The organism is Rhizobium sp. AQ_MP (genome assembly GCF_014237835.1).
In the GTDB taxonomy this organism is placed as follows: Bacteria; Pseudomonadota; Alphaproteobacteria; order Rhizobiales; family Rhizobiaceae; genus Allorhizobium.
Genome location: NZ_JACJVI010000001.1, coordinates 579,844 through 598,062 on the forward strand (window position 1 = coordinate 579,844; position 18,219 = coordinate 598,062).

At 60.7% G+C, this 18,219-nt stretch carries 14 protein-coding genes and 1 tRNA gene; 9 read left to right on the plus strand and 6 right to left on the minus strand.

Annotated features, from left to right (window positions below; genetic code table 11):
- Nucleotides 1-61: 61 nt before the first annotated feature.
- From H6M51_RS02950 to H6M51_RS02970, 5 genes are all read left to right on the plus strand, one after another.
- A complete protein-coding gene (locus H6M51_RS02950; RefSeq protein ID WP_185808371.1) occupies nt 62-1,489 on the plus strand; it encodes a short-chain fatty acyl-CoA regulator family protein in 1,428 nt (475 codons plus the stop codon).
- Nucleotides 1,490-1,646: 157 nt separating this feature from the next.
- A complete protein-coding gene (locus H6M51_RS02955; protein ID WP_246780378.1) occupies nt 1,647-2,726 on the plus strand; it encodes a polyamine ABC transporter substrate-binding protein in 1,080 nt (359 codons plus the stop codon).
- A gap of 84 nt (nt 2,727-2,810) precedes the next feature.
- On the plus strand, nt 2,811-3,965 hold the full coding sequence (locus H6M51_RS02960; RefSeq protein WP_185808373.1) for an ABC transporter ATP-binding protein: 1,155 nt from the start codon (nt 2,811-2,813) through the stop codon (nt 3,963-3,965).
- Between the two features lie 10 nt (nt 3,966-3,975).
- Complete coding sequence (locus tag H6M51_RS02965; RefSeq protein WP_185808374.1) at nt 3,976-4,881, plus strand: ABC transporter permease subunit; 906 nt, start codon at nt 3,976-3,978, stop codon at nt 4,879-4,881.
- A 10-nt stretch (nt 4,882-4,891) separates the two neighbouring features.
- Nucleotides 4,892-5,713, plus strand: coding sequence for an ABC transporter permease (locus H6M51_RS02970; protein WP_185808375.1), 822 nt, complete (start codon nt 4,892-4,894; stop codon nt 5,711-5,713).
- A gap of 21 nt (nt 5,714-5,734) precedes the next feature.
- Here H6M51_RS02970 and H6M51_RS02975 read toward each other — a convergent pair whose 3' ends face one another.
- Nucleotides 5,735-5,977 (minus strand): DUF6460 domain-containing protein, encoded by a 243-nt coding sequence (locus H6M51_RS02975; RefSeq protein WP_348644384.1) that lies wholly within the window; start codon nt 5,975-5,977, stop codon nt 5,735-5,737.
- 85 nt (nt 5,978-6,062) lie between these two features.
- Nucleotides 6,063-8,024, minus strand: a complete 1,962-nt coding sequence (locus H6M51_RS02980) for an AsmA-like C-terminal region-containing protein (protein ID WP_185808376.1) — start codon at nt 8,022-8,024, stop codon at nt 6,063-6,065.
- Nucleotides 8,025-8,098: 74 nt separating this feature from the next.
- Between H6M51_RS02980 and H6M51_RS02985 the strand changes: the two genes are divergently transcribed.
- Nucleotides 8,099-10,051 (plus strand): acetoacetate--CoA ligase, encoded by a 1,953-nt coding sequence (locus H6M51_RS02985; RefSeq protein WP_185808377.1) that lies wholly within the window; start codon nt 8,099-8,101, stop codon nt 10,049-10,051.
- Between the two features lie 248 nt (nt 10,052-10,299).
- On the opposite strand, the gene H6M51_RS02990 is transcribed toward H6M51_RS02985, so the two are convergent.
- From H6M51_RS02990 to H6M51_RS03000, 3 genes are all read right to left on the minus strand, one after another.
- The gene (locus tag H6M51_RS02990) at nt 10,300-11,874 is read right to left on the minus strand and encodes an iron ABC transporter permease (protein WP_246780380.1); all 1,575 of its coding nucleotides are present in this window, start codon (nt 11,872-11,874) and stop codon (nt 10,300-10,302) included.
- A gap of 202 nt (nt 11,875-12,076) precedes the next feature.
- The gene (locus tag H6M51_RS02995; RefSeq protein WP_185808378.1) at nt 12,077-12,718 is read right to left on the minus strand and encodes a LysE family translocator; all 642 of its coding nucleotides are present in this window, start codon (nt 12,716-12,718) and stop codon (nt 12,077-12,079) included.
- A 35-nt stretch (nt 12,719-12,753) separates the two neighbouring features.
- Nucleotides 12,754-16,500, minus strand: a complete 3,747-nt coding sequence (locus tag H6M51_RS03000) for an ATP-binding protein (protein WP_185808379.1) — start codon at nt 16,498-16,500, stop codon at nt 12,754-12,756.
- 247 nt (nt 16,501-16,747) lie between these two features.
- Between H6M51_RS03000 and H6M51_RS03005 the strand changes: the two genes are divergently transcribed.
- The 3 genes from H6M51_RS03005 (at nt 16,748) to H6M51_RS03015 (ending at nt 17,910) form a co-directional block, all read left to right on the plus strand.
- Nucleotides 16,748-17,188, plus strand: a complete 441-nt coding sequence (locus tag H6M51_RS03005; RefSeq protein ID WP_185808380.1) for a phasin — start codon at nt 16,748-16,750, stop codon at nt 17,186-17,188.
- A 163-nt stretch (nt 17,189-17,351) separates the two neighbouring features.
- Nucleotides 17,352-17,428: transfer RNA gene (locus tag H6M51_RS03010), tRNA-His, on the plus strand.
- A 179-nt stretch (nt 17,429-17,607) separates the two neighbouring features.
- Nucleotides 17,608-17,910, plus strand: a complete 303-nt coding sequence (locus H6M51_RS03015) for a hypothetical protein (protein ID WP_185808381.1) — start codon at nt 17,608-17,610, stop codon at nt 17,908-17,910.
- On the opposite strand, the gene H6M51_RS03020 is transcribed toward H6M51_RS03015, so the two are convergent.
- Nucleotides 17,897-18,184 (minus strand): DUF6074 family protein, encoded by a 288-nt coding sequence (locus H6M51_RS03020; protein ID WP_246780360.1) that lies wholly within the window; start codon nt 18,182-18,184, stop codon nt 17,897-17,899. The genes H6M51_RS03015 and H6M51_RS03020 overlap by 14 nt on opposite strands.
- Nucleotides 18,185-18,219: the final 35 nt, after the last annotated feature.

Sequence of the window (18,219 nt, forward strand, 5' to 3'; positions counted from 1 at the left end):
TAAAACTAGTCATAGAATTTGAGCGCCGAAACTGCACTTCGTCTTGTAAAGGAGCTGTAAAATGGCAGAGCGCAAAATTTTCGCCGGTCCTCGCGTCCGCCGCATTCGCAACGGCCTCGGATTGACCCAGACGGCGATGGCCGAGGCGCTCGAGATCTCGCCCTCCTATCTCAATCTGATTGAGCGCAATCAGCGTCCGCTCACGGTTCAGCTCCTTCTGAAGCTGGCCTCTGTCTACAAGGTCGACCTCGACGAACTGCAGGGTGAGGCGGGCAGTTCGACAAGCCAGCTGCGCGAGGTCTTCGCCGATCCCCTCCTGTCTGGGGAACTTCCCGGAGATCAGGAACTGATCGAGGTGGCGGAGGCCGCTCCGAATGCGGCAAGCGGCATCGTCAAGCTCTACCGTGCCTATCGCGAACAGGCCGCCCGCCTGTCGGATCTCGCGGACCTCCTGGCGCGCGAGGGGCATGAAACCTCGCTTTCGGGAGCGAGGCTGCCGATCGACGAGGTGCGGGAAGTCTTCGAGCGCCGGCCCAATTACTTTGCAAGGCTCGATGAGGCGGCAGAGGGCTTCCACGCCACGCTTGGGCTGGCGCCTGGCGATGAGCTTGTGGTCGCGCTCAAGGCGTGGCTGCGCACCACGCACGGTATTGTCGTTCGCGCCCTGCCGGTGCAGACAATGCCCTCGCTGCGCCGCCGCTATGATCGCCATTCCATGCGCCTGTTCCTTTCCGAGCGGCTCTCGCCCTTCGACCAGCTGCGCGAGGTCGCCATGGAAGTGGCGTTGCTTGCCGTGGGCGATCACGTGCAGGCCGAACTTGAGGCGCTGGAATTGTCATCCGGCGAAGCGCGCCGGATTGCCCGTTTTGAATTGGCGCGATACGCCGCCCATGCGCTGATGATGCCCTACGGCGCTTTTCTCTCGGCCGCGATCCGAGCTCGCTACGACATCGACGTGTTGCGCGCCCGCTTCAACGTCTCCTTCGAGCAGGCGGCTAACCGGCTCACCATGTTGCAGCGACCGGGTGCCACCGGCGTTCCCTTTTTCATGATGGAGATCGACAACGCGGGAAACCGCTTCCGTCGCGCCGGCGCCCAAGGCTTTCCACAGGCAAAATTTGGCGGCGGCTGTCCCAAGCTCAATGTCCATGCGGCCTTCGCTCAGCCGGGTCAGGTGCTGGTCGAGCAGGTGGAGATGCCGGACGGTGCGGCCTTCCTGACCATGTCGCGGACGCTGGAGGGGCCGCAGGCAAGTTTCGGGGAGCGCATCCGTCGCACAGCACTCCTCATCGGTTGTGATGCGGCGAGCCGCGATGACGTGGCCTATTCCGCTGCCCTGCCGGATCGCTCCCTGCCGGCAATTGCCATCGGACCCGCTTGCCGGCTGTGCGAAAGATCCGGCTGTCTTGCCCGCGCCGAGCCGCCGCTGACCCGTCCCCTCGGCCTCGACGAGATGGTGACTGGCCTTTCGGCCTTCGATTTTCAATGATCAGGAACTGCTGATAAAGCATTCGCGACTGCGAAGAATTTCGCTTGTCGCCCGTCCAATTCCTTTCTAGTCTCTTAAAAAAACAATGGGAATGGCATCGGGGGCCCGTGCCTCCAGGGCTGGAACAGGAGAAAAAATGAAGACTCATTTCATCCGGATGGCGTCGGTAGGCCTGGCGACAATCTTCATCGCATCGGCTGTCCAGGCGCAGGAACGCGTCGTCAACGTCTACAATTGGTCGGACTATATCGACGAATCTGTCCTTGAAGACTTCACCAAGGAGACCGGCATCAAGGTCGTCTACGACGTCTTCGATTCCAACGAGCTTCTCGAAACCAAACTGCTGGCTGGCGGCTCCGGTTACGACGTGGTTGTGCCGACGGCCCCCTTCCTCTCGCGCCAGATCCAGGCCGGCGTCTTCCAGAAGCTGGACAAGTCGAAGCTGACGAATTGGTCGAACCTCTGGCCGATGGTTACGGAGCGCCTCGCCAAATATGATCCGGGCAACGAATATGCCGTGAACTACATGTGGGGCACCACCGGCATCGGCTACAATGTCGCCAAGGTCAAGGAAGTCCTTGGCGCTGATTTCAAGGTCGACAGCTGGGATGCGATCTTCAAGCCGGAAAATGCCGAGAAGCTGAAGGCATGCGGCATCAACATCCTCGATGCCTCCGACGAAACCTTTGCCATTGCGATGAACTACATCGGCAAGGATCCCGATAGCAAGGAAGCGGCTGACCTTGAGGCCGGCGGCGAAGTCTTCCAGAAGATCCGCTCTTCTGTGCGCACCTTCAACTCCTCGGCTTATATCGATGACCTCGCCAACGGCGACGTCTGCATGACGATCGGCTGGTCGGGCGATATTCTGCAGGCGAAGGCACGTGCCGAAGAAGCCAAGAACGGCGTCGAGATCAATTATGTGATCCCGAAGGAAGGCACCTACATGTGGTTCGACAACATGGCGATCCCGGCGGACGCCAAGAATGTTGCCGAAGCCCACGAGTTCATCAACTACATGATGCGTCCAGACGTCATCGCCAAGGCTTCCAACTATGTCCAGTATGCCAACGGCAATCTGGCATCGAAGGAACTGCTCGATCCGGCCGTGAAGGACAATCCGGCCGTCTATCCGCCGGATGATGTCATGGCCAAGCTGTTCACGATCTCGCCTTATGGCCCGCGCGAGCAACGCGTCCTGAACCGGGTCTGGACACAGATCAAGACCGGCAGCTGATGAAGAGTATCATTCGCCGGGCGCCACAAACGCCCGGCGAATTTCTTAGGGACTGGGGCAACAAGAAAAACGGCTGGGTTGGTAATGGCGAAGACACTGGGGCCTGTTAAGCGTAAATTCTCTCCTTGGACTGATCCGGATGCCGTTCCCTTCATCCGCTTCGAAAACGTCACGAAGCGCTTCGGCGATTTCGTCGCGGTCGACAATCTGACGCTCGATATCTATGAGCGTGAGTTTTTCTCGCTGCTTGGGCCTTCGGGGTGCGGCAAGACCACGTTGATGCGCATGCTGGCCGGCTTCGAGCAGCCGACCTCGGGCCGCATCCTGCTGCAGGGACAGGATCTCTCCGGGGTGCCACCCTACAAGCGCCCGACCAACATGATGTTCCAGTCCTACGCGCTCTTCCCGCATATGACGGTGGAGAAGAACATCGCTTTCGGTCTCGAGCAGGACAATCTGCCCAAGGCCGAAATCGATGCCCGCGTCCAGGAAATGCTGAAACTGGTCAAGCTCGAACAGTTTGCCAAGCGCAAGCCGAACCAGCTCTCCGGCGGCCAGCGCCAACGCGTGGCGCTGGCCCGTTCGCTTGCCAAACGTCCCAAGGTCCTGTTGCTCGACGAGCCGCTCGGCGCGCTGGATCGCAAGCTGCGCGAAGAGACGCAGTTCGAACTGATGGACATCCAGACCAAGCTTGGCCTGACCTTCCTCATCGTCACGCACGACCAGGAAGAGGCCATGACCGTCTCCGACCGCATCGCTGTCATGGACAAGGGCATTCTGGTGCAGGTGGCCACCCCGGCCGAAATCTACGAGGCACCGAATTCTCGTTACGTCGCCGATTTCATCGGAGACATCAACATCCTCGAAGCCAAGCTCGAGTCGAAGGAAAGCAACGGCACCGAGGATCTGGTCCGTATCGACAGCGACGGCTTGAAGATTGTGGTGGAGCAAGCCTGCGAAGCCAACAAGGGCGACAGCGTCGCTTTCGCTATTCGGCCAGAAAAGGTGCGTATCTCCACGTCGCAGCCCGAAGACGGTTCTGCCAATGCGCTGCATGGCGAAGTCTGGGACATCGGCTATCTCGGCGATTTCTCCGTGTTCATCGTGCGTCTCGACGATGGGCGCATGTTCCGCGCCGCTCAGGCCAATGTCGCTCGTCTCGTGGACCGACCGATCACCTTCGGCGACATGGTCTGGCTGTCCTGGTCGGCGGATGCCGGCCTTGTGCTGACACGCTGAGGAGGCGACCATGGCCGATACCGTCGCCACCTCCAAGCCGGGATCAGCCCGCTGGCTGGTCGTCCTCATCCCCTATCTCTGGATGGCGCTCTTCTTCCTGACGCCATTCCTGATCATCGTGAAGATCTCGCTGTCCGACACGACGATCGCCATGCCACCCTATACGCCGGTGCTGGAGGGCTTCTCCGCTATCGGTGACTTCATCTCGCAGCTCGACTTCGAGAACTACATTTTCCTCACCGAGGACCCACTCTACGTCAATGCCTACCTGTCGTCGCTGCGGATTGCGCTGATCTCGACCTTTCTCCTGCTGCTGATCGGCTACCCCATGGCGCTTGCCATGGCGCGGGCCTCTGTCACCATCCGGCCGACGCTGGTCATGCTCGTGATCCTGCCCTTCTGGACCTCGTTCCTGATCCGCGTCTATGCCTGGATCGGTATCCTGAAGCCGGAAGGTCTGTTGACCGTGCTCCTGCAGTCGCTCGGGCTTATGGATGAAGGCAGCCAGGTACAGATCTTCCGAACAGAGATCGCCGTCTTCATCGGCATCGTCTATTCCTATCTCCCCTTCATGGTCCTGCCGCTCTATTCGGCCCTGGAGAAGATGGACGGTACACTCCTCGAGGCGGCAAGCGACCTCGGCTGCCCACCTTGGAAGGCCTTCTGGAAGATCACCTTCCCGTTGTCGATCCCCGGCGTCATCGCCGGCTCGATGATCTGCTTCATCCCGATCACGGGTGAGTTCGTCATCCCCGACCTGCTCGGAGGCGCCGATACCCTGATGATCGGCAAGACGCTGTGGACCGAATTCTTCGGCAACCGCGACTGGCCGCTGGCGTCTGCCGTAGCTGTCCTGCTCCTGCTCATTCTGGTCGTTCCCATCGCGATCTTCCAGAACCAGCAGCAGAAAGTGTGAGGGCGGACCGATGAGACCTGGAAAATTCGACGCAACCATCCTCACTCTCGGGTTCGCCTTCCTCTACATTCCGATCCTGATCCTGGTGATCTACTCCTTCAACGAGTCGAAGCTGGTGACCGTCTGGGGTGGCTTTTCGCTGAAGTGGTATGGCGAGATGTGGCGCAATGACGGCCTGATGAGTGCCGCCTGGGTGACACTGCAGGTCGGCCTCCTGAGTGCCACGCTCGGTACCGTGCTCGGCACGCTCGCTGCCCTGACACTCGTTCGCTTTACGCGCTTTCGTGGGCGGTTGCTTTTTTCCGGCATGGTCTATGCGCCGCTGGTCATGCCGGAGGTCATCACGGGCCTTTCTCTGCTCCTCCTCTTTGTCGCCATCGGCGTCGATCGCGGCCTGATGACCGTTGTCATCGCTCATACGACCTTCACCATGTGTTACGTGGCGATCGTCGTGCAGTCGCGCCTTTTGACATTCGACATGAGCCTGGAAGAGGCAGCCCAGGATCTCGGCTGCCCTCCGGTCAAGACCTTCTTCAAGGTCACATTGCCGCTGATCCTGCCCGCCGTCATTTCCGGCTGGATGCTGGCCTTTACCCTCTCACTCGATGATCTTGTGATTGCCAGCTTCACCACTGGTCCGGGTGCCACGACGCTGCCGATCAAGATCTACTCGCAGGTTCGTCTCGGTGTAACGCCTGAAATCAACGCTATCTGCACGATCCTGATCGGCATCGTCACGATCGGCGTCATCATCGCCTCGATCGGGACGAAGCAGCGCGAACTGCAACGCCAGCGGGATGAGCATGTCGCGGCACGAGGAGCCACAGCCTGAGCTTAGGTGGACGATGACAACTCAGCTTCGGGGCGGCATCAGCAGATAGGTGACGAACCATAGCGGCAGGATCACCACGGCCCCCATCAGCATGCGAGGGGCGGCCCAGGCAAATGCCGCGATGACGCCATCGCGAAGCTCTTCTGCGGTCAGACCGAAAAAATCCAGGACCGAGCGCGGCGTAATGTCGAAAACGGAAAGCAGGCTGCCTGCCAGCAGCGACGCCAGAGCCAGTTTCAGAAATCCCGACAGCACTGTTTGCACCCACAGTCCCCCAAGCCATGATTCGCCCATTGTAGTATTTGGGTTTTCGAATGGAACAGTGAGAAGACGAGGACCGCACGGGGTATTATTGGTCTGACCTTGTTACGGACGGCACGGGGGAGATCACCGGGTCGCTCCAGGCGCCACCGATGAAGAAACGGAGCGGAGGCAGCCCCGGGCTTCCCCCCGGGTTGCCGGACAGTTGCCCGGTCAGGGCCAGCGCCTGGCGACTGTAAGGAATGATGCCCGTCAGAGTGAGCGCCTGATTGGTGCCGACGATCTGCGCCTTTTCCACCTCTGCCGATCCCTCCGAGAAACGCACGGCGATATCGAGGGTGCGGTATTCGAAGCTTTCATCACCTGCTGCACTCAGTTGGAAGTAAGCGCTGTCGGCGGCCAACCGACGCAACCCCGCGACATCGAAGCCGAGGATTTCACCGTTATCGGATGCGATGGTCAGCTTGCCGGACATAGCTTCAATGTTGCGCTGCCATCCCGTTCCAACCAGTTTGGCGTTGAAGCTGGCCGATCCCAGGCCCGACAGCGTCGGGCCGCCATCGATCACCAGCTTTGATGTGAGCGTGCCCAGATCAACTCGTTCCATAGAGACCGAGACATCCGCTCCCTTGTCGAAGCCGTACCCTGCTCCGCTCATCCGTGCGGAAATCGTGCCACCGAGAAAGCGGGTATCGCCGATCACGAGATTGAGCATGTCACCGCGGCCAACAAGGCTTGCGCCGAGGTCCGTCAAAGGAAAGTCGCGAAAGCTGGCGGTCGTTGCGGACAGGCGGAGATCCATGTCGGTCCACTGCGTCAGGCTCGGCAGACGGACGTCCGCACGATCGCCTACCTTGATCGACAGGGCCTGCAACAAATCATCCAGTTGCAGATGATTCATGGCCAGCGTACCGGCCAGCAAAGGTCGATCGCCAGGTCGGCTGTGCAGGGTCACGATGCCATCGCCGCGACTGCCGTTGGCGGCGAACGCCACGTTCTCGAACCGCCATTCGTCGCCCGCACGGGTCACCGTCGTTTCGAGGGACGCTGTCCTCCAACGTTCTGTGCCTGCGAGCCTGAACCCGAGCGCGGCACTGGTCTGAGCAACATCGGCAACACGAAGATCGACTTCCGTCTCCTGCAGGCTGACCTGTCGCAGGCTAACCCTGCCCTTAACCTCAGCGCTCACCCCGGCGAATGTCGCAGACAGGTCGACTGCGCTCAATGCGCCGCCGATCAGGGCCAGTGGCGTCGGGGTCTGCAGCGTGAAGGAAACCGGTTTGTCGGCGATCTCGAAGCTTCCCTGGCCCGAAAGCGGGGCGGCAAGGCCTTGCCAGTCGACGACCGCGTTGACGTGGCTCACCAGAATTGTCGCGCCTGTGGCCACGTCGGTCAGCGCGACTTCGCCGTCAACGATGTCGACCGATCCAATCTCGGCAAGTGTCGTGGCACTGCCTACCGGGACGCCATCGCTCTCAGCGACAGCGGCGCGCACCGCGTCGCTCAGCAAACCCCGGTCGCTCCAATCCAACCCACCGTCCGTGCCGCGCCAGACTCGAAGACGAGGTCTTTCCAGGCGGAACGCGCTGAAGTCAGGGCGACCGAGCAGAGCGGAGATGAGGCCGAAGCGCGCTGACAGGCGTTCGATTTCTCCAACCTGTTCCGTCTTGCCCGAGGCGACACGGGTCACCGTTATGCCAGTCAGCGTGATCTCGGGTTGCGGCCAGAAGCGTATGTCGGCAACATCATCGATCGAAACCTCATGGCCGACCCATACGGTGATCGACGAGGCGATGGCAGATCGAACGACCGAGCTTGAGACAAGATGAGGTGCGACGACGCGCAAGGCAATCGAAAGGGCGAGGACGCAGGCGCCGAGCAGCAGGACAAGCTTGATCATTCCACCAGCGCGGCCGCCCGGCCATCGGGAAGAAGGGCGTGGAGAGTGGTCGCCGACTTCTGCTTTGCGCATGCCCGTCGATTGGTCCTGAGGTTCGTGAACTTCAGGGCGGATATAGGAAATCGGCTGCTTGTGCAAATCTGCGACCATATTCCAAGCCGCTCCCGTCTGTTTATTGCAGTGCGGCATGCTATAGGATGACCCCTGTGATGAGGAGGATCAGCATGACTGAACAGCAAGCCCTTTGGACACCCTCTGAAGCCTTCAAGGCGACACAGCCCGTCAGCCGGTTCATGGCGTGGTGCGCTGGTCGTGCCGGTCGCAACTTCACCGATTACGATGATTTCCATCGCTGGTCTGTCGATGACCGCGCGGCTTTCTGGTCAGCGGTCTGGGACTATTGCGGCGTCATTGGCGACAAGGGCGGCGTGGCGCTTGCCGACGGGGACCAGATGCTGAGGGCCCGCTTCTTTCCTGAAGCCAGGCTGAACTTCGCGGAGAACCTCCTGGCACGAGCCGGCGAAGGGGATGCCCTGATCTTCCGGGGCGAGAACAAGGCCTCCGATCGCTGGACGTGGACGCGGCTGACGGCGACCGTCTCGCGCCTGCAGCAGGCGCTGTCTGCCATGGGTATCGTTGAAGGCGATCGCATCGCGGCGATGATGCCGAACATGCCGGAGACGGTCGCGCTGATGCTGGCCGCCACCTCGCTTGGAGCCATCTGGTCCTCCTGCTCCCCGGATTTCGGCGACCAGGGTGTACTGGACCGTTTCGGCCAGATCGAGCCAAAGCTCTTCATCGCCTGTGACGGCTATTGGTACAACGGCAAGCGTCAGGACGTCGCCGATAAGGTTGTTGCCGTGGCCGACAAGCTGAAGGTACCGGTCCTTGTCGTCCCCTATGCTGGCGATACTCCCGCGCTTCTTGAACGGCTGCCGGACGGTCGCAGCTTCGAGCAGTTCATGGCCGAATTCTCGGTCAAAGAGATCGAGTATCGACGCCTGCCTTTCGCGCACCCGGTCTACATTCTCTTCTCTTCGGGCACGACAGGTGTCCCCAAATGCATCGTTCATTCGGCCGGCGGCACGCTGCTGCAGCATCTCAAGGAACAGCGTTTCCATTGCGGCTTGGAGCCCGGCGAGCGCCTCTTCTATTTCACCACCTGCGGCTGGATGATGTGGAACTGGCTGGTCTCCGGTCTCGCCTGCGGCGCGACACTGTGCCTTTACGATGGCTCGCCCTTTTATCCCGATGGCAATGTTCTCTTTGATTATGCAACGGCCGAAAAATTCGCGATCTTCGGCACATCGGCCAAATACATCGATGCCGTACGCAAAGGCGGCCTGATGCCAAAGACGTCCCACGATCTGTCGAGCCTGAGGCTGATGACCTCGACTGGCTCGCCATTGTCCCCGGAAGGATTTTCCTTCGTCTATGAGGGGATCAAGGACGATATCCAGTTGGCTTCCATTTCCGGCGGAACCGACATTGTTTCCTGTTTCGTGCTCGGCAATCCGCTAAAGCCCGTCTGGCGCGGAGAGATCCAGGGACCGGGTCTTGGTCTCGCCGTCGACGTTTGGGATGACGAAGGGAAGCCCGTGCGTGGAGAGAAGGGGGAGCTTGTTTGCACCAAGGCCTTCCCCTCGATGCCGGTGATGTTCTGGAACGACCCTGATGCAGCGAAGTATCGAGCCGCCTATTTTGACCGGTTCGACAACACTTGGTGCCACGGTGATTTCGCCGAATGGACCGAGCATGACGGCATCATCATCCATGGCAGGTCGGATGCGACCTTGAACCCGGGCGGTGTCCGCATCGGCACGGCAGAGATTTACAATCAGGTTGAACTGCTGGACGAAGTGGTCGAAGCGATCTGTATCGGTCAGGACTGGGAAGACGATGTCCGTGTCATCCTGTTCGTCCGCCTCGCTTCCGGTCTCACCCTTACGGAAGAGCTCGACAGGAAGATCAAGACGCAGATCCGCACCGGCGCTTCTCCGCGCCATGTGCCGGCGAAAATTGTCCAGGTGGACGATATTCCCCGCACCAAATCGGGCAAGATCGTTGAACTCGCGGTGCGTGAGGTTGTGCATGGACGCCCTGTCAAGAACAAGGAGGCACTGGCCAACCCGCAGGCACTTGACCTCTTTGCGAACCTCCCGCAACTGCGCACCTGACGAAAAAGTGTCCCAAAAGACAGCGTTTTCGCAGCAATACCTCAAATGTTGGGTACTCCTGGGCGCCGGCCGGTAAGATTCCCTTAACTGGCATTCGGCAAGACTGGCACCAACTTGGAGATGCGCGGTCAGACGCGGGAGGCAACGGAATGAAGCCTCCGATAAGCGGCGATCGCCTCACGACTCCGGTTTGACAGCATTCACTCAAGGGCGGCCCCGGCCGCCCTTTTTTTCATGTGCAGCGCCGGTCAGCGCTTCTCGTCCAGGGACCGGGAAACCAGGATGACTGGTACGAGACCCGCCGCGATAATGATGATCGCTGCCACCGAGGCGTCTTGCGCCATGCCGCGCGAGGCATCTTCATAAACCAGCGTTGCCAGCGTGTTGAAGTTGAAGGGTCTCAGCAGGATCGTCGCAGAGAGCTCCTTCAGCGTCTCGATGAAGACCAGCAATCCGGCGGTCAGGACGGCAGGTCTGAGATTGGGCAGGAGCACCTGGCGCAGCGTTTGCAAGCCCGAGCGTCCGAGCGTCCGCGCGGCCATGTCGAGATGTGGTGAAAGCTTCTGGAAGCCGGCGTCTATGGTCCCTTCCGCCATCGTCAGGAAGCGGACGGTATAGGCATACACGATCGCAAAGCCGGTACCAGACAGGAGAAGGCCCGTCGAAATGCCAAGATTGTCCCGGAGCCAGCCGTCGAGAGCATTGTCGAAGCTTGCAAGCGGGATCAGCACGCCGATGCCGAGAACCGTCCCCGGAATACCGTAGCCCAGCGAAGCCAGCCGTCCGGCCCCGCGGGCGAGGCGGGAACGATCTGTGCGGGCGGCATACGAGAGCACGAAGGCGAGAATGACCGTGATCAGGGCAGCAGCCGAAGACACGAGCGTGGAGTTCCACAGTGCATCCAGAAGGCGCGGCTCCAGGAAGTCTTCGACGCGGCGAAGGGCAAAGCCTCCGAGGACAAAGACCGGCACCAGGAAGCCGACAAGGATCGGGACCAGGCAAAACATGGTAGCAAGCCAGGCTTTCACACCGGTAAGCCTGAGCCGGATGGCATCGGGAACGATCGCAGTTGTCTTGTGGCTCGAAAAGCGTTGCTGTCTGCGTGCCATGCGCTCGATGATCAGCAGGCCGGCGACAATCACCAGCATGACGCAGGCGATCTGTGCCGCACCCGCAAGACTGCCGCGATTGAGCCAGGTGTCGTAGACCGAGAAAGTGAGCGTCTGGACCCCGAGATATTCGACAGCACCGATGTCGTTCAGTGTCTCCATCATCACCAGCGTCAGCCCGATCATGATGGCGGGCCGGGCCATTGGAACCTGGATGCGGGCGAACACTCTGAGCGGGCTCGAGCCCAGTGTTCTCGCGACATCCGCCGCGGCGCGCCCCTGCATCAGGAACATCGATCGGCAGGCGAGATAGACGTAAGGGTAAAGCACCGCCGACATCACCAGAACGGCGCCGGACAGTGATCTGACGTCGAAGAAGTTGTAGTCACGCGCGGTCGTAAAGCCGAAGAGCGTGCGGTATGCCGTCTGCACGGGCCCCGTGAAATCGAGAAACTCCCCGAAGGCATAGGCCGCAAGATAGGAGGGTATCGCAAGCGGAAGAACGAGCGCCGGCGACAGGAAGCGCCGCAGCGGAAATTCGCAGGCCGCCACCAGCCAGGCCGTTCCTATGCCGACGATCGCCGTGACAAGGCCGGTGAAGAACAGCAGCCAGAAGGTGCGCACCCCTGCGCGCGGGATGACATTTGTCACCATATGCTGCCAGTTGTCGGGGTCGGCCGAAAATCCAATCACGAAGATGGCGGCAATCGGCATGAAGACGATGGCGGCTGCCAAAAGGGCAGCAGCCGTGGCCGCGCCGATGCCCTTTCGAGCCTGTGTGCCCTTGGGCGAAACGGATTGGGCTGTGCCCGTTTGCGGCAGTGTGGACAAGCTCTCGGCCCTTGCGAATGCGCGAATGGCTTTCCTCTATCCGAAAGCGATGGCGATGAAAACCGGCCCGATGTCGCGCCCGTTGTCAGCGGCGCAACTGCGCCAGGGTTTCGCCGATCAATCTTGCCCCAAGCAACCCGATGACGGCTCCCGCCAGCCGGTCGATCCAGATCTTGGCGCCGAGACAGGCCCTTTGCGAGCGAGACGCTGAAAAGGCGATGGCGACGACGGCGTACCAGCCAGCCTCTATGATAAAGATAACCGGTGGCAGCGCTACAACCAGGGTGAGCGGCGGGTTCTGCGGCATCAGGGCTGCAAATATGCTGGCATAGACCACGGCGGTCTTCGGATTGCTGACCTGGGTAGCGAGCCCAAGCACCAGGGCATGCGAAGTTGACAGCATGCCCCGCCCATCCGGAGAGCCGACCGAGATCGGCTCGCGGGCGCCGCGCCAGATTATCACGCCGAGATAAACGAGATAAATCCCGCCGACGACTTTGAGAACAAGATAGAGCCACTCCACCCGCTCGAGCAGGGCGATCAGGCCTGCTAAGGCCAGAAGCGCAAACAGCGCCCCGCCGAGCCCCATCCCGACCGCAGCCGCAAGCCCATGCAATCGGGTGTTCGCAATAGAAATCCGCGAAACCAGTACGAAGCTCGGTCCCGGGCTCATCGCACCGATGGCAATGGCCGCTGCGATCCCGAGAAGAATGCTGAAGGTCGTCATGCCGAGTTCCGCCTACGCGCTGTCAGACGAAGATGTCAGTCCGCCAAAACACGCGGTGATGGGAAAGTCACTTCCACCAGCGTACCCTCGTTTGGAGTCGAGGAGATCGCAAACTGCGCCCGGTTGGCATCGACCATCGCCTTGGTCAGCGGCAGGCCGAGACCGGTGCCGTCTCCACGATTGCGTGGCGTGCCGGTCGAAACCTGGCGGAAGGGCTTCATTGCCTGCTCGAGTTCACTGCGCGACATGCCGATACCGGTATCGCGGATCCGCAGCACCACGCTGCCATTCGCCTCATAGGCGGTCGAGACGATGATCTGCCCGCCCGAAGGAGTGAAGCGGATCGCGTTCGCCAGGATGTTGAGCACGATCTGCTTGATCGAGCGCCCGTCGGCAACGACATTTGGCACGGCCTGGGACAGTGCGGTACGGATGATCACCCGCTGGCCATTCGCCTGTGGCTGCACGATCGACACAGCCGCCTGGACCATTTCGTTCAAGCCCACAGAGGAGAAATCGAGCTCCATCTCGCCCGCCTCGATCTTGGATATGTCGAGGAGGTCGTTGACGATGTCGAGCACGTGCCGGCCCGAGCGCACGATATCATGGGCATATTCGCCGTAGCGCGGATGACCCACGGGACCGAAATGCTCGTTGGCCATCATATCGGCAAAGCCGATGATCGCATTGAGCGGAGTGCGGATCTCGTGGCTTACCCGGGCAAGGAAGTCCGTCTTGTGGGCGTTGGCGGTTTCCGCTGCGCGCTTTGCGTTGCGTAGCTCCTCTTCCGTCCGCTTCCACTGGGTGATGTCGCGGATCACGGCGCAGTAGCCGTTCGAGGAGTTCAGCCTGCCGATCGTCATGAACAGGGGCAGAAAGCCACCGGAGGCTTCACGGCCGATCACCTCGCGACCATCGTTCAAGACACTTGCCACGCCATGACCGGACAGCCCGTTGAGGTAGTCGAGGATCGACTTCTGGCTCTCATGGGCAAACAGCATGACGAAGGGTTTGCCGCGTGTCTCCATGTCGTCGAAGTTGAACAATGCGCTGGCAGCCCTGTTCATCGAACGGATGTCACCGTCGGAATCGAGGATCACCACACCGTCGGTCGCGGTCTCCAGGATCGAGCGAAGTTCGTCAACCTCGACCTTGAGGCGCTGCATCTCGCTCGCCTGTGCCTGCGTTGAATCGGCAACCGCAACGGTTGGAACGGTTTCCGGCTCGGCAGGCCCATCCTGCCGCAAGCGCTCCTCTGGCTGTGCGATCAACGCCAGCATGAGAGCGCTTGTCTCTTCAAAACGCACCGACTGCAGCCGCGCTGTCACTGGCAGCAGGCGATCATCGGCGCAGAGCGCCACCACCTGACCGGCCTCGTCGCCCGGCTCTTCCAGATCCCGGCGCTGGATAAGCGTGTCCAAACCGCCAGCCGCATCGAGCTCGCCGAGCGTTTTATAGCCCGTGAGATTGAAGAACTCCGGGTTCGCGTGGATCAGCCGATCACCGACATGCACCAGAAGTGCAACCGGCATGAGATCGATGATGTCGGCTGTCAGGCAACGCTCGCGCTTCACCGCGGTGCGCTCGCCATGCTGGTCGGGCAGGACAACCTCAGCCGGGGCAGCAGGAGGCTGCGGCCCGGAAGCTACGCTCGGGACCGGAGCCGCAATGGGATTGGACGGCTCTGGTGCCTTGGGAGCTGCGGGTTCGGAACGCAGGACCGGCGGCTCGGAGGGGCCAAGCGACTCCTCGACCTTGGCGCGCAGCCCGAGCGGATCGAGCTTGCGGGCGATTTCTTGAAAAGCAGCCTGCTCGCCGGGGGTCAGGCTGTCGCGCTGGCGTGCACGGTGATCCTGCAACTGAACGACCTTGCTCGGCAGGTTCGGCTTGCGCGGCTCCATGATCCGGAGCACCGGCGGCTCGAAACCCGCCGGTTTCGCGCTCGGTTCGCCAGCGTCGATGTTCGGCCCTTTGATGCCGAGTTCGGTGTCCTCGTCCTCGTCACGCGCCTCGATCAGGCCGTCAAGCGTGTCCTGGCCAGCTTCGGCTATCTGATCCTCGATGAAATCTTCCGGCGGATGGCTTTCGCCCTCGCTGAGTTCTGTCAGGAACTCGTCCAGTTCCTCCGCCCGATCAGCATCGACTGGGATCGTCTCCTCAAGAGCGGGGTCGGCTGCAGGCTCCGCACGCAAGAAAGTCATCCCTATGGCGTCGGGATCTTCCTGTGCATCCGCGACGCGCACGATCCCGAAGCCCCGGAAGCCGTCAAATTCACGGTTGCGGGTGTAGGTCGGCAATGCCGCCAGATCTACGGGCACGACGAGCGTGGTGCCCTGGACCGGCCAGTAGATCGTTTTGCCAGACCAAGTGTCGCGCTTTTTCAAGAGCTCGACGATCTTGCCCTCCGGATCCAGATTGAAAAGTGCTGCAAGATCGGAGAACGCGACACCCTGGATGTCCGCCGCACGAGGACCGACTGCCTGGGCGAATTCCGAGGACACCTCGCTGAACCGTCCTTCTGCGTCGATCTTCCAGACGAAGCGCGTGGCACGGCGATCCTGACGAAAGACAAAGCTCTCGCTTTCCTGCGCACGTTCCGGCGCCGTGAATGCCGGTGCAGCAATGGGAGCGCTGGCGATTTCCGGGCCTTGCGAGGGGACCGTCACGCCGCGCTCGGCTGTCTCCGCGACCTCTTCGATCACAGCCTCTTGAGCAAAACCGTCAACCGTTGAGGGTTCCTCCGCGACAGACGCTGCATCCTTTTCGCGGGCTGTCTCGCTTCCTTCGCGATCTAGGCCGTCGTCGCGATCGGCAAGCTCATCCGACTCCGGCTCGATCTCTTCGATGTCGACAATCGCCGCGATCACGCTTTCGAACGGAGCGGCAGGCGAGGGCAGTTCCTCGGATACGCGGGCCGCTGCTTCGGTTTCCACACGCGTATCTTCGATGCTCTCGATCTCGGGTGCTACGACATCCAATTCGGCATCGTCATCTGTCCCGAATTCGGCTTCTGCTTCGTCCTCGATCGTATCGTCGGCGCGCATGGGCTCGGCGACGGCTGCGGGTAGATCATCCTGTTGATCCTCGGCGAAGTCGTCGCTTGGATCCATCTGACCGAGGATTGTCTCGACAGCGAACAAGAGATGCAGTGCAGGCGCATCGGCAATCTTGCCGATGGCCGCCGGCAGATAGCCACGGCCGGTGGGGATCGGGCGTTTGACCAGTCGGTCTGCATCCGCCTCCACCAGATTGATCAGCATGCGCGCGGTTTGCGGCGTGATGCCGAGGCCGGCAAAGCCGTCTGAGTGAGCCACGAGCCCACCTTCGCCATCCAGAACAGCCATGTGGGTGTCCGGATCGTCGAAGCCGCTCATCAGTTCGAGCGCAAGCTGAGAGCCATTGCCCTCGACCCGTTTGAGGGCGGGGACTGCCAGCAGAAGCACAGGCTCGCCCTTGCGGATCTCGACAAGCTCCGCTGTGGCCGTCACCGGTACCTTCTGGAAGCCGGAGGTGATGCGCAGCATCAGGCTTCGGCTGTCGCCAACGGAAGAGAGTTGCCGGGTGGTGGTCTCGATCTGACGGAAGGTGATGTCTGAGCGATTCGGACCTTCCTCCAGGAAGTCGTAGATCGAATCGGCGCCAAAGAAGCGGGCACCTGCACCATTGCACCACAGAACCCGCTCCAGACCCGCCGCAAACAGCACAAGCGCCTCGCCTCGCGCCAGACGCGGTCGGATGAGGTCGTGCACGGCGACATCGATGAAAGGGTATTGAGCGGGCATTCCTGGACCTGTCGCTTCATGGCCTGCGAGCAAATTAACAGATTTTTAATAGCTAGGCAGTGCCTTCGGGTCCAGAAAGTCGGGACCCTTTCAATTGGTAAGGTTAATCCGGCAGGATTTCCCAACATGCAGAAAATCTAATTGTGCACCGCACAATCATATTGCAATGCACAATAGTCGATGCTATATAGGGTTCATGAATGAAACACATGGGTTCGCCGAGATCCCGCGACAGAGGAAATGCGCCATGAACACCAAGGATATCTTCTCTTTCTCCTCCTTCGATCCCTCGAAGATGCAGGAAAGCTTCCGTGACTTCGCCGAAAAGGGCGCAGCTCAGTCCAAGGAAGCCTATGCCAAGATGAAGTCTGCAACCGAAGAAGCCACCAAGACCGTTGAAGCCACCGTCCAGACCGCCCAGGCCGGCACCGTCGAACTCGGCCTCAAGGCCATCGACGCCATGCGCACCAACGCCGATCTCTCGCTCTCCCACATGGAAGCGCTTCTCGGCGTGAAGTCCATGGCTGAACTGGTCGAGCTGCAGACCGCCTTCATCCGCAAGCAGGCTGAAGTAACGATCGAGCAGGCCAAGGCCATCCAGGAAACTGCCAAGAAGGTTGCTGAAACCGTTGCCAAGCCGGGCAAGGAAGCTGCCGAGAAGGTCATGTCCTCGCTGAAGGTCGCCTGAATTTTCAGGTCACAGACAAGATCCTCCCAAGGATGAGGGGCTGGGCATCGCGCCCGGCCCTTTGCATGAGGTAAGAACCATTTTGCGGTTGCGCAGAAAAGGGCTTGAAAATTTTCCCGGCTCCTCGTATGTGAGCCCCCACGACGTCTTAGACGCTCCGTGTGCGGTTGTAGCTCAGTTGGTTAGAGCGCAGGTTTGTGGCACCTGAGGTCAGTGGTTCAACTCCACTCAACCGTACCACTCTCTTCCCTTCATCAAATCCGATCTGGTCTAGCGCGATGAAGCGCGCGCAGACTTGTATTGGCAGCGATCGATAAAATTCGATCGATTCGCTTAACGTCAATGAAAGGGTCTCCGGATTTGCCGGTTTCCCGCTCCTCCGTATGATGCTCAGTTAGGTCCTCTGCCACGGAGGTCCCATGGAGCGTCGACACGAGCTGCGTTCACCCTGCGAGATGAGCGCTTTGCTGCTGATGTTCGGCTGCCATTTCCAGACATCGATCGCCGACTGGAGCCGCACAGGCTTCAGGCTGGTGCTGGGCGAAGGTCTGCAACTGCCACGCTGCGAGGCCTTCATCCTCCACGGCAGCCGTTTCGGCGTGTTGCATGGGGAAGTGATCTGGTCACACCCCGGCGTGATCGGTGCCCGGATCAGAAATCCCAAAACAGCCGCGATCTCCCGGCGCTTCGGCGGCGAGAGCGGATCCATTATGCCCGCATGACGATCTGGGCTGTCAGATCAGTTTGCATGTCGACGAGGGTCGAGAGGACCGCCTCCTGAAAGGCCATGATTTCGACGCGGACCCGGTCTTCCGGGCAGCCAAGGGCCGATAGCTGGGATGCGAGCGATCGGCATTGCGAGATCCAGTATTGGTCCGCGCTCGGGCCGTGCAGTCGGTCCAGCGCGATGGCGGCCTGAAGCACAAGCTCCCTGCGATGCGTCAGGGGAAAGACGTTAAGCGTACACGGCTTTTGGGCGTAGAGGTTTGCCTGCAAAGTCAGCTCCATCGGTGCGAGGTGTATGCGTCATG